This window comes from Streptomyces sp. NPDC001450 (assembly GCF_053597295.1).
In genome coordinates, this window is sequence record NZ_JBSFHY010000069.1 from 16,714 (window position 1) to 28,378 (window position 11,665).

Consider the following 11,665-nt stretch of genomic DNA (forward strand, 5'->3'; position numbering starts at 1 on the left):
TCGGGAACGTCCGTGCTGCCCTCAAAGGCAGCAAACGCGGCCCCGGACTCCACCGCACGCGGACCGCGCCCGGTCAGGTGACGGGCTGCCTGCGTGCGGTGCGGGCCGAGACCGGCCCACCGGCCGTCAGCCGCCCACGCCCGTGGTCACCGTCCGCTCCGCCGAGAACCCGCCCCAGGTGCCGTCCGGCAGCCGCGCCCGCAGCCGCACCCGGTGCTCGGCCCCCGCGTCCCGCCCGACGTAGAAGCTGTAGCGCGCCCGGCCGCGCGGCGGGTCGCCGCCCCACACCAGGGAGGTGGTCGTGGTGCCGTCGAGCCGGATCTGGTACTCGGTGATCACCCCGTCCACGCGCGGCGGATCCCAGGCGAGGTCGATGTAGTAGGCCCCGGCGGACCGGTGGGTCGTCGCGGTGAACCCGGTCGGTGCCGTGTCCCGGCCGGCGTCGGTGCCCGGCGTACCGATCCGGACCGGCGCGCTCGCGGGCGAGAGGTTGTCGGCCGCGTCCCGCGCCCGCACGGTGAAGACGTACCGGGTGCCGGGACGCAGCCCGGTCACCACCGTCGCGGTCTGGCCGCCGCCGACGCTGTGGATCTTCGCGCCGCCCTGGTAGACGTCGTACGACACCACGCCTCTGCCGTCCCGGGAGGCGGTCCAGGACAGCTGGACCGCCCGGCTGCCGACCGCCCGCCCGGCCGGCCGCAGCGGGCGGGTGGGGGCCGAGCGGTCCGCCGCCACTACGGCGGGCGTCCGCGCCCGCACCTCGCGGCTCGGCGGCCCGAGTCGGCCGTCCCCGTCCCGGGCCCGCACGGTGAAGACATACACGGTGGACGGCCTGAGCCTGGTGACGTCCACCATGTGCTGCGAGCCCGGTACTTCGGTGACTTTCGTGGGGCCGCGATACACCTCGTAGGTGCGGATCCCGGGCCCGTCCGGCACCGCGTTCCACATGACGTGCACGCTGGTGGCGCTCCCGGCCGCGGCGGTGACGCCCGTCGGAGCGCCGGGCGCCCGCCCGCCGTCGCCGTCGGCCGCACCGCTCCAGCCGCAGGACGCGACCAGCACCAGGGCTCCGCAGGTCAGCACGGGCCGGAGGGGAACACGTCGCACGGCGCTGCCTCCCAGGGGACGGCATCACAGGCAAAGGTCCGGACCAATATGCCCGGGCTGTGCGGCCGAAGCAAGGGGGCCGTGTTGGTGACCTTGCGCGGGAGTTACGTATGCTGAGGTCTCCCCAGGGCTGAACTCCCCGAGAGGGCAGGGCAGTTCATGCCTGTGGCGCGGAAACGCTGTCGTCGCCGGACCCGCGCCGACGCGGGCGGCCGGGGGCCTGGGCCGACATCGGCTCAGGCCCCCGGCCCCTGTTGCTCTCTCGGGTTCGCCCGAAGGATCCAGAAGAAAAGCTCCGGCCTACTTCCCGCGCTTTGACGTCGTGGCCTTGGGCCGTCCGCGACGCGCGGATCCGCCGAGGGGAGTGCCCAGCACGGCGGAAAGGCGCCGGGTGGCGAATTCGCGGTTGGCGAGCGTCTGCCTGCGGCGGGCGGCGGGCAACTCGGGCATGGCGAGGAGCCGGTCGCATGCTTGATGTGAGCCTGCCGCGTCCCCCACCCAGTAGGCACTGATCGAGAACTCGAACAACATCCCCCATCGGTACACCCAGGGGCTGACGAAAAGCAGGTCGTCCGGCACAGGCCGGTTGAGGCCGGTCGCGGCGAAGGCGTATGCCGCCTGGTAGCGGCCCATGGCACGCAGTCGCGAACACAGTTCGTAACGGGCTTCCAGACGGTGGGGCCGGGTCTCCTGAGCTTGCACGAGCATGTCCATGGCGCCCGGCCAGTCGCCGGTCTCGGCCTTGAGGATGCCTGCCTGGAGCTGTGAGTAGTAGACCTCCTCAGGCCAACCGCCCATCTCGGCGCGACGCTCGTACAGCGCCATGGCCTCCTCCGCCCGGCCCATGTCACGCATGGTCTGGGCCAGGTAGAAGACGGTGCGGGCGTCGTCGGGATCTCGCTCGAGCTCGGCGCTCAGCAGACGTGCGTCGCGCTCGAACTTGTCGTGACGCGACCCTCCGTCGGCGTGGTCCACGATGACCAGAGCGTCGAGAATTGCCTGATCGGCCGGTTCGTCGGTGGTGAGGTACTCGTGCGTGACACCTTCGTAGCGCCAGGCGATGTCGCCTCTCACCAGCCGCTTGATGCGGTACTCGAGCTTGCCTTCGTGCCGCAGCATGTAGGACGCGGCAGTCAAGGGCGGCAGGGGGCTGTCCTGCCGGATCTCCAGGTCGGCGTCGAGCAGGAGCAGGTAATCAGCCTTCCCGCGCGCGTGAGCGATGTTCAGGCTGCGGTTGTGACCGAAGTCGACCCACGGCTCCTCGTGAAGTTCGCCGGGGATGCCCCTGAGTGCGTCGCGGATCAGCTCCTGCGTGCCGTCCGAGGATCCCGTGTCGGAGATGACCCAGGTGGTGATCAGGTCGCGAACCGACGAGAGGCAGCGTTCGATGACGCGTGACTCGTTCTTGACGATCATGCAAAGGCAAATGGACGGATTCACATCATCACCGTTCGCCATGTGAAGGTGCCGGTGACTTTAAGGAAGTGACGGGCCCGCAAGAGCTCCGGCACGCCGACGTCTGCTCCGTTCAGGGGTCTTCGGGCGGTCGTTGTGCTGATTCGTGTGCGCGCCTCATGTCATACACCCCACTTATGGCCAAATTATGACCAACAGCTCATAGCGACGCCCGGACAGGCGTTCGCACCCCCGGGTGCATGAGTAATTCGAACTCAGGAAAGGTCACTTCATGAGTCCTGCCAACAGGGCCCCATTCAGACTCGGCCCGCTTCCGCAGCGGCGCGGACGGCTCGTCGGAGCCGCGGCGACATCGCTGGCCCTCGTGGTGCTGGGCCTCTCCAGCCCCGCACTTGCCGGCACTTTCACCCCCCGGTCGTCAGCAGTCCTGAAGAGCACGCCCGCGGGCAACGGCGAGTGCAAGGCCGAGAGTACCTCCCAAAGCGGTGGGGACCACGGCGGTGGGGACCACGACGACTGCAGGGGCAAGACCGGCCCGACGGGTCCGACGGGTCCGACGGGCCCCACCGGTCCGACGGGTCCGACGGGCGACACCGGTCCGACGGGTCCGACGGGTCCGACGGGTCCGACGGGTCCGACGGGTCCGACGGGTCCGACGGGCGCCACCGGCCCTTGTGTCGACATCGACAGCTACGCTCCCAGCAATTCCGAGGAATTCAGCGCGGCACTCCTCGCCGATGGGAGCTACCACGTCGGCCGTCGGCCCCACGACGGCGGCGCGGACCTCGACGGGGACGGCATCACCTTCGAGGCGACCGGGCCCTACGTCTGGCAGAACATCAGTGACGGAGACCCGAACCCCGGCTACCCTGAGAATCCGTGTGCCGTATCCATCACGGCGCAGGGCAACTCGGCCTACGCCAAGGTGCTCACCACCGACAACACGGTGTACGAGACACACGGTGACATCCAGGGAGGCACCTTCGTCTGGGACGAGCCCTGGACTCCACTCGTCAACCAACCGTGACGTTCACGGTGAGCGGTTTCCGAGAGCGTAAAGCACATCCACGCGTTCAGGGAATGCGGGCCGCTGCAAGGCAGGGCCTGCGCCGCTCCTGATGGGCAACGCTCTGCCGTGCCGGGAAGCATCCTGGCACGGCAGGCACGCCTGAGCTTGTCCTTCAGGTGGGCCACGAGCGCGGAGACCGAGGTTGATGTGGGCGGTGAACCGCCTTCCATGGGTGTCCAGTTGTGATCAGTCCATGGGATCTGCTCTCTCGGCGGGGCGGGTTCGGGTGGATCGTCATGCATGACGCAGGCGCAACTGAACGATGCGGAACGGGAGTTCATCGAGCCCTGCATGCGGATCGCCAAGGGGGGAAACCGGCGTGCCGTGGCCGAGGAGCAGAAGGCCCGCCAAAGGGGGCGGCCCGGAACAAGGCGAGCAGCCACAGGGCGTCAGAGGGATGCTCCATCCAGCCCCATGGGGGTGGCTGTACTCGGCCAACGGCATCATTTTGGGCAAAATGTCCGAAATGTACCCCAGGAGAAGGTCCCTCAGAGTGCGTGTCCAGTCGCTGAAGCTGGCCGCGGCCGGCGCCGCCCTGCTCGCCCCGACGACGCCTCCCGCCGCGGTCGCCCCAGGGCCTGTGGCCCGCAGCGAAGACGCCGTGACCACTGTCGGCCCGGGGCTCGTGGCCCCCGGCGAGGACGCCGTGACCACTGTCGGCCCGGGGCTCGTGGCCCCCGGCGAGGACGCCGTGACCGCCGCCGACCTGCTGGACCGGGTACGCACCTGCACCCAGGTTTCCCGGGGCCGGTACCGCGCCGATGGCGGTGCCCCCGCGACCGTGCCGGTCTGCGGCACGCGCAAGGCGGTGTTCTGGAAGGCCGACCTGGACGTCGACTGCGACGGACGGTCCACCGCCCGCTGCAACCGCCGTACCGATCCGTTCTTCTTCACCGCCACCGCCTACCAGCAGTCCGACGGCCGCCACCTGAACGCCGAGTCCCTGCCCTACATCGTGGTCCCTGCCCCGAGTGGCATCTGGGACCACCGCGCGAACGGCATCCGGGGCGGCTCCGTGGCGGCCGTGATCTACCGGGGCCGGGTGCAGTACGCGGTCGTCGGCGACACAGGCCCGCGTGACCTCATCGGCGAGGCCTCCTACGCCACCGCCCGGGCCCTCGGCATCCGGCCCGATCCGCGCAACGGTGGAGTCCCCTCCGGTGTCACGTACATCGTCTTCAAGGACTCGCGGGTCACCCCGATCGAGGACCGCCGTGCGGCGGTGACGGACGGTCAGCGGCTGGCGCGGCAGTTCGTCGGAGCCCAGTGAGGCCGGCCCGGCCGGCGCGCGACGTACAGGCGCTCTCGCTCACCGAGCCCCCAAACAGGCGGGCGACTGTCCGGCTTGGGAAGTCGGGGCGGCAGGGCGCCCTTTCGACTCACCGGGGTCAGGACGGCCGGGTGCCCTTTCCGCCTGCCGAGTCGGGTGGTGGGTGAGCACAGGCCGGGGGTTCAGGGGCGGAGAGCTCCCTGAGCCGGTGCGCCTCACACCTTCCGGTAGCTGTACGCCTCCGCTGCCGCCGCCTCCACCGCGTCGAGGTCCGCCCCCGTGGCCGCCGTGACGACCGCCGCCACCGCACCCTCGACGAACGGCGCGTCCACCAGCCGTGCGCCGTCCGGGAGTTCATCGCCCTCGGCGAGCAGCGCCTTCACGGTGAGCACCGCACTGCCGAGGTCGGTGAGGACGGCGACCCCGACACCCCGGTCCACAGCCGCAGCCGCCGCTGAGATCAGCTCGGCGCTGGTGCCGAGCTCACCCCCCTCGGTGCCGCCCGCCGCGGCGACGGGCACCGCGGTGGCCCCGCCCGCCAGGCCCTTCGCCAGCTCGGCGACGGACGTCGCGACCTCCGCGCTGTGCGACACCAGCACGATCCCGACCAGTTTCTCGTCACTCACCGGACGCTCCCGAAGCCGCTTCTTCCAGTCCGGCGACCAGCAGGGCCGAGGACGTGGCTCCCGGATCCTGGTGCCCGATACTGCGCTCGCCGAGATAGCTGGCCCGGCCCTTGCGGGCCAGCAGCGGAATGGTGGCCACCGCACCCTCCTCCGCGGCCGCCCGCGCCGCGCCGAAGCCGTCGCCGAGCGCGTCCACGGCGGGGACGAGGGCGTCGATCATGGTCTTGTCGCCGGGCGCCGCACCCCCCAGCGCCATCACGCCGTCCACGCCCGCCCTGAGCGCCTCGGCCAGCTGCTTCTCGCTGACCTCGGCCGTGTCCCCGAGCGCCTTGCCGGCCTTGCGCAGCAGGGTGCCGTACAGCGGCCCGGCCGCCCCGCCGACCGTCGAGATCAGCCGACGCCCGGCCAGGACCAGCACGGCACCCGGGGTGGCCGGCGCCTCCTCCTCCAGGCTGGCCATGACGGCGGTGAAACCGCGCTGCATGTTGGTGCCGTGGTCGGCGTCCCCGATGGCCGAGTCGAGGGCTGTGAGCCGTTCCGCCTCCCGGTCGACCGATGCGGCGGTCGCCGTCATCCAACGGCGGAAGAAATCGGCGTCGAGCACTGGATCTCCTTGCGTCGTAGAGGTGTTGACCGCTTCGTCGTCCGCCGTGTCACATGCCCCAGCGCAGGGCCGGGGTATGCACCGGTGCGTCCCACAGCCGCAGCAGTTCCTCGTCGACCTGACACAGCGTGACCGAGGCGCCGGCCATGTCGAGGGAGGTGACGTAGTTGCCGACGAGGGTGCGGGCCACGGTCACCCCCCGCTCGCCGAGCACCCGCTGCACCTCGGCGTTGAAGCCGTACAGCTCCAGCAGCGGGGTGGCGCCCATACCGTTGACCAGGACCAGTACGGGGTTGCGCGGGGGCATGTCCTCCAGGATGGCGTGCACCGCGAAGTCGGCGATCTCCCCGGAGGTCATCATCGCCCGCCGCTCCCGGCCCGGCTCGCCGTGGATGCCGATGCCCAACTCCAGTTCACCGGAGGGCAGATCGAAGGTCGGAGTGCCCTTGGCCGGGGTGGTGACGGCGCTCAGCGCGACACCGAAACTGCGGGCGTTCTCGTTCACCTGCCGCCCGACGGCCTCCACCCGCTCCAGCGGCTGTCCCTCGGCCGCGGCGGCACCCGCGATCTTCTCCACGAACAGGGTCGCGCCCGTGCCGCGCCGGCCGGCCGTGTACAGGCTGTCGGTGACCGCCACGTCATCGTTGACCAGCACCTTCCCGACCTGGATGCCCTCGTCCTCGGCGAGTTCGGCCGCCATGTCGAAGTTCAGCACGTCACCGGTGTAGTTCTTCACGATGAACAGCACGCCGGCCCCGCTGTCAACGGCGGCCGCGGCGCGCGCCATCTGGTCCGGTACCGGCGAGGTGAACACCTCTCCGGGACAGGCCGCCGAGAGCATGCCCGGACCGACGAATCCGCCGTGCAGCGGCTCGTGCCCCGACCCACCACCCGAGACGAGCGCGACCTGCCCGGCCACGGGAGCGTCCCGGCGGACGATCACCCGGTTCTCCACGTCCACGGTCAGCTCGGGATGTGCGGCCGCCATACCCCGCAGCCCGTCTGCCACCACGGTCTCCGGGACGTTGATCAGCATCCTCATGGGTGTCTCCTCGTGAGCTTGGCACTGGGGCTCAGGACCTGCTTCTTCGCAGATCACCGGCGCTGAGGGCAGTTCTAGATCTTGGCGGTTCGTTGCGGTTGGATCCGGCTTGCAGCGGGTCTGTTGCTGACTCGGTGCTGACTTTGGCGACAAAGTGTCAGGTGTTGGCGGCTACCGTGATCGGGGTACCCTCCGTCCGTCTATTGGCAGTATCGACCTTGTCACCTGCGACCGCCCAGCTTTCACGCTGTGTGGCGCTTCATGAGCTAAGTGTGGGCGGTCGGGGTTCTGGTCGGCGGGACGCTGCGCAGGGCGAGTGCTTGATGGCGCGGGAGGGCGTCAACCGTGGCCTACACCGGCTCGCCATGTTCCCGGCCGCCGCGCGCCATCATCCCGGCGGCTACCTGCCGGCCGAGGCGATCGGCACGGCGGACGCGGACCTCGCGGTGCACGGGTACGCCGGCACGGAGCACGGCGGCGTCAAGGCGCGGAACGTCGCGCAGCCGGTCATCGGGCAGGCCTTCAGTGTGTACAACCTGCGGGTGCCTGAGTCGCCCGAGACAATTGCGGCCACCGGAAGCCGGCACGAACCCTGAAAGCCGGGGTAACTCATTTCCCCGGATATCCGCGGTATATCCGGGTTGCATTTCCCCCGCTTCACCGAATGGCTGTGGAGATGGCTGTGGACTCGGGTGGAAGACTCTGTCATCTGCCTGGGCGGACCGCCCGAACCGGCGCGGTGGTTCCCATCCCTTCCATGATCAAACCAAGAGGTCGGCATCGTTATCGGATCGCTACATGCCCTTGCCGACGGGTGAGACGGCCGGCGTTTCCGCATGTGGGCGCTCAGGTTACGGTCGTTCGATGTTCCGCTGAAAGTGCAGACCGAAGGGCTGTCCCGGCCGTTCCCTACCCGGTTGCGACACACCCCCGGCCGCGCCGCGGCGACCCGGACTCCGGGTGTGCACTCTTGGCAGCCGGTGCATGTGTGACCGTACCGAACCCTCGCACCGAACCATTGCTACGCGCGATGACCGAACCGGCCGTACGGGGCACCGCAGTATTTCCCCCGTCGGCCCTGACCATCGTTGACTCCTCGTGCACGGCCGACCTACTGTCGCCGACAGCGGCGCAGAAAAGGAATGGAAGTATTCATCGCAGCGGCTTTCCTCTGCCTTCGCTGTTGAATCAATAGTTCCGCGTTGACGTTCAGGAGAGGACTTCCATGCTCCCCCACACCGACAGGTCGGCAATGGTTAGTGGCCTTCCCGAATTCTCGCGCAATACCCGCCGTGCAGACCGGCGGCAGAGCGCCCCGCACCACGTCACCTGCATGGCGAGTCTGGACGCCGGCCTCAAGATAGAGGCCGCGAACGCCGACTTCTTCCGTCATGTCGCCCGGTCTTCCACGGAGATCTGCGGACGGAGCATCTACGACGTCCTGCATCCGAGCGCCCGTAACATCCTTCCCAAGCACTTCACCCGTCTCTCGAACGGCCACGGCAGCCGCTTCGTCGAGCGAGTGGTCGCCATGCGCGGCCACGACCGGGTCTTCTCGGCGGAGATCACCGGCATAGCCGTCAAGGGAGAAGGCGACGACCTCTCAGGTGTCGTCGTCCTGATGAGCCCGGAGGACGAGCCGGTCGAAGCCACGGACCGGCCCGCCAAACCGACGCCGGTGCTCACAGCCCTGGACGCCTGCATTCTGGAGGGTGTCGCCACCGGCGCCTCGACCATCCAGCTGGCCTCGCGCCTCTACCTCAGCCGACAGGGCGTCGAATACCACGTAGGTCTGATGCTCCGTCGGTTCAAGGCACCCAACCGCGCCGCGCTCGTCTCCAGGGCGTACTCGATGGGCGTCCTCACGGTCGGCAACTGGCCGCCCCGAGCCGTGCCCGACTTCGTGAAGTGACCCCAGCGGCACCGAGTGCCGGCGCCGGATTCCCTGGCCTCGCCGGGGACTCCGGCGTTTCTTCTTCGCGGCCCGGCCCCCACGGAGTCACCGAGGGGTGCCCTCGGTGACCCTCAGCGCCCCTCAGTGGCGGTGACCACCGATGCCCTCGTCGTCCGCGTCCTGCCACGGCAGGTGCTGGTAAGGGCCGTCGTCGACCCGGATGAGGTCCTGGTCCCGCGCACACGTACTCCCGTTGAGCAATGCCGTCCGACGAACTCCCGCCCCGGAGGCAGGCTTTGAGAGGTCTTCCATGTCCAACTGGAAGCGATCGAGATCGATCGTCAGCCTGCGGACGTACGGTGAATCGCCCTCGGCCAGCCGCAGCGTCTCAACGCTGCTGCGCAGCTTGACCAAGGCATCGCGCATGTCCGCGAGTTCCGCGTTCATCATGAATTCCCTCCGCCTTTTCCGGACCGGCCAAGGCGCCGTCGCGCACGCCGACCCCGGACCCGGACACGTCACCGCCGACCCCAGGGCGGTGTTGCGTTCATTCAGGCGGGAGAACCCGCAACAGCGCAACACCCGGCGCCCTCCCTCGCGCCATATCTGGGCGTTTCCCGAAACACACCGTCCCAGGACGGTCCCCGCACCCGCTGGACCCGGCATGAATCTAGGGGCCGCCCTAGTCCGTGCGCCCCTAGCGTGGGGAGCCCCGGCGGTCCGCGATCCGCTGCCCGACCCCTGACCGGGTGGTACGGGCCGCCACCTACGCCGTGCGCCGTACGCATGCCGCGCACACGCCGTACCCGACGTCTGCGGTCCATACGGTCCATACGGCCCACCCGGGCTGGGCCGACAAGCTGGTGGAGTGGAATGAGCGAGTCAGAACGCACACGGTACGGGCTCGATGCCGCGCCCCGGCATGCCATCGCCGTCATCGGCCTGGCCTGCCGCCTGCCCGGCGCCCCGGACCCCGACGGCCTCTGGCGCCTGCTGCGCGACGGTGACAGCGCCGTGCGCCCGACTCCCGCCGACCGTCTGCGGCTTGCCGGCGCGTCCGCCGAGAACACCTCCGGAGACGACGCACCCCGCTGGGGCGGATTCCTCGACGAAGTCGACCGCTTCGACGCAGGCTTCTTCGGTATCTCGCCGCGCGAGGCCGACACCATGGACCCCCAGCAACGCCTCGTCCTCGAACTCGCCTGGGAGGCCCTGGAGGACTCCGGCGTCGTCCCCGAGCACCTCGGCTCCAGCAGCACTGGCGTGTTCATCGGCGCAGCCCACGACGACTACGCCACCCTGCTCCACGGGCTCGGTCCCGACAGCGTCACCCACCAGACCTTCACCGGCACCCACCGCGCCCTCGTCGCCAACAGGCTCTCCTATCTGCTCGGCCTGCGCGGCCCCAGCATCACCCTCGACTCGGCGCAGTCGTCCTCGCTCGTCGCCCTCCACCTCGCCTGCGAGAGCCTGCGCGGCGGCGACAGCGACATGGCCATCGCGGGCGGTGTCAACCTTCAACTCGCCCCGGAGAGCAGCCTGTACCCGCACCGTTTCGGCGCGCTCTCGCCGGACGGCCGCTGCTACACCTTCGACGCCCGCGCCAACGGGTACGTCCGGGGCGAGGGCGCCGGCCTCGTCGTACTCAAGCCGCTCGACCGGGCCCTCGCCGACGGCGACCCCATTCGCGCCGTCATCCGCGGCAGCGCCGTCAACAACGACGGGGGCGGCGACACACTCACCGCCCCCGACCCGCGCGCCCAGGAAGACGTCATCCGCCGCGCCCTGCACAAGGCCGGGGCGGCTCCGCACGACATCCAGTACGTCGAACTCCACGGGACCGGGACGCCGGTCGGAGACCCGGTCGAGGCGGCCGCGCTCGGCGCCGTTCTCGGCGAGGGAAGGGCCGTCGACGAGCCTCTGCGCGTCGGCTCCGTGAAGACCAACGTGGGCCACCTGGAAGGCGCGGCGGGAATCGCCGGCCTGCTCAAGACGGTACTGGCGCTCCAGCACCGCGAACTTCCGCCCAGCCTCAACTATGAGACCCCCAACCCCGGTATCCCGCTTGGCGCCCTTCGCCTGAGGGTGCAGGACACCCTCGGTCCCTGGCCCCGCCCTGACGCGCCCCTCATCGCCGGAGTGAGTGCCTTCGGGATGGGCGGGACGAATGCGCATGTGGTGCTGGAGGAGGCGCCGGTTGTGTCATCCGTGCCGGAGGGTTTGTCCGGTGGTGGTGGTGTGGCGCCGGTGTTGGTGGCTGGTGGTGTGGTGCCGTGGGTGGTGTCGGGTCGTGGTGGGGAGGGTCTTGCCGGTCAGGCGGGTCGGTTGGCGTCGTTTGTGGAGTCGGCTGCGGGTGATGTGCGGTCGGTGGATGTGGCGTGGTCGTTGGCTGCGACGCGTACGGCGTTCGAGAACCGGGCCGTGGTGCTGGGCGCCGAGCGGGGTGAACTCGCTGGGGGGCTGGGGGTGTTGGCTTCTGGTGAGGTGACCGGTGCCGGTGTGGTGCGGGGTGCGGTCGCCGGTGGTGGTGACCGGGTGGTGTTCGTGTTTCCGGGTCAGGGGGCGCAGTGGGCTGGTATGGGGCGGGAGTTGTGGGATGCCTCGCCGGTGTTCGCGGCGTCGATGGAGGCGTGTGAG

General features: G+C 70.0%; 10 protein-coding genes and 1 pseudogene. 5 read left to right on the forward strand and 6 right to left on the reverse strand.

Annotated elements, in window-relative coordinates; genetic code table 11:
- Nucleotides 1-126: 126 nt before the first annotated feature.
- The gene (locus ACWC5O_RS42660) at nt 127-1,107 is read right to left on the reverse strand and encodes a fibronectin type III domain-containing protein (protein ID WP_450591981.1); all 981 of its coding nucleotides are present in this window, start codon (nt 1,105-1,107) and stop codon (nt 127-129) included.
- 300 nt (nt 1,108-1,407) lie between these two features.
- A complete protein-coding gene (locus tag ACWC5O_RS42665) occupies nt 1,408-2,523 on the reverse strand; it encodes a glycosyltransferase (protein ID WP_450591979.1) in 1,116 nt (371 codons plus the stop codon).
- 271 nt (nt 2,524-2,794) lie between these two features.
- On the opposite strand from ACWC5O_RS42665, the gene ACWC5O_RS42670 reads away from it, so the two are divergent.
- Both ACWC5O_RS42670 and ACWC5O_RS42675 read left to right on the forward strand, forming a co-directional pair.
- Nucleotides 2,795-3,550 carry a hypothetical protein gene (locus ACWC5O_RS42670; protein WP_450781238.1) on the forward strand — a complete coding sequence of 252 codons (756 nt, stop codon included), beginning with the start codon at nt 2,795-2,797 and terminating at the stop codon, nt 3,548-3,550.
- 535 nt (nt 3,551-4,085) lie between these two features.
- Nucleotides 4,086-4,862, forward strand: a complete 777-nt coding sequence (locus ACWC5O_RS42675; protein WP_450781239.1) for a glycoside hydrolase family 75 protein — start codon at nt 4,086-4,088, stop codon at nt 4,860-4,862.
- Nucleotides 4,863-5,077: 215 nt separating this feature from the next.
- Here the strand turns inward: ACWC5O_RS42675 and ACWC5O_RS42680 are convergent, their stop codons facing one another.
- The 3 genes from ACWC5O_RS42680 to dhaK are packed head-to-tail and all read right to left on the reverse strand — an operon-like array spanning nt 5,078 to nt 7,134.
- Nucleotides 5,078-5,488: a PTS-dependent dihydroxyacetone kinase phosphotransferase subunit DhaM gene (locus ACWC5O_RS42680; protein WP_450591975.1), complete on the reverse strand. Its 411-nt coding sequence runs from the start codon at nt 5,486-5,488 to the stop codon at nt 5,078-5,080.
- A complete protein-coding gene (gene dhaL, locus ACWC5O_RS42685; RefSeq protein WP_450591974.1) occupies nt 5,481-6,092 on the reverse strand; it encodes a dihydroxyacetone kinase subunit DhaL in 612 nt (203 codons plus the stop codon). The genes ACWC5O_RS42680 and dhaL overlap by 8 nt, the downstream gene beginning before the upstream one ends.
- Nucleotides 6,093-6,141: 49 nt before the next feature.
- Nucleotides 6,142-7,134: a dihydroxyacetone kinase subunit DhaK gene (gene dhaK / locus ACWC5O_RS42690; RefSeq protein ID WP_450591972.1), complete on the reverse strand. Its 993-nt coding sequence runs from the start codon at nt 7,132-7,134 to the stop codon at nt 6,142-6,144.
- Nucleotides 7,135-7,529: 395 nt separating this feature from the next.
- On the opposite strand from dhaK, the pseudogene ACWC5O_RS42695 reads away from it, so the two are divergent.
- Both ACWC5O_RS42695 and ACWC5O_RS42700 read left to right on the forward strand, forming a co-directional pair.
- Nucleotides 7,530-7,730 (forward strand): annotated as a pseudogene (locus ACWC5O_RS42695) (metallophosphoesterase); the annotation flags it as partial.
- A gap of 737 nt (nt 7,731-8,467) precedes the next feature.
- The gene (locus tag ACWC5O_RS42700) at nt 8,468-9,046 is read left to right on the forward strand and encodes a helix-turn-helix transcriptional regulator (RefSeq protein WP_450591970.1); all 579 of its coding nucleotides are present in this window, start codon (nt 8,468-8,470) and stop codon (nt 9,044-9,046) included.
- A gap of 123 nt (nt 9,047-9,169) precedes the next feature.
- Here the strand turns inward: ACWC5O_RS42700 and ACWC5O_RS42705 are convergent, their stop codons facing one another.
- A complete protein-coding gene (locus ACWC5O_RS42705) occupies nt 9,170-9,478 on the reverse strand; it encodes a hypothetical protein (protein ID WP_450591968.1) in 309 nt (102 codons plus the stop codon).
- A 423-nt stretch (nt 9,479-9,901) separates the two neighbouring features.
- Here ACWC5O_RS42705 and ACWC5O_RS42710 point away from each other — a divergent pair.
- The coding region (locus ACWC5O_RS42710) for a type I polyketide synthase (RefSeq protein ID WP_450781241.1) at nt 9,902-11,665 on the forward strand (1,764 nt) is incomplete at its 3' end.

What these genes read in the sequence shown, in the direction of transcription:
- ACWC5O_RS42665 (WP_450591979.1), bottom strand. Translation starts at nt 2,523, where the DNA reads ATGATCGTCAAGAACGAGTCACGCGTCATCGAACGCTGCCTCTCGTCG.
- ACWC5O_RS42705 (WP_450591968.1), bottom strand. Translation starts at nt 9,478, where the DNA reads ATGATGAACGCGGAACTCGCGGACATGCGCGATGCCTTGGTCAAGCTG.
- ACWC5O_RS42670 (WP_450781238.1), top strand. Translation starts at nt 2,795, where the DNA reads ATGAGTCCTGCCAACAGGGCCCCATTCAGACTCGGCCCGCTTCCGCAG.
- dhaK (WP_450591972.1), bottom strand. Translation starts at nt 7,134, where the DNA reads ATGAGGATGCTGATCAACGTCCCGGAGACCGTGGTGGCAGACGGGCTG.
- ACWC5O_RS42700 (WP_450591970.1), top strand. Translation starts at nt 8,468, where the DNA reads ATGGCGAGTCTGGACGCCGGCCTCAAGATAGAGGCCGCGAACGCCGAC.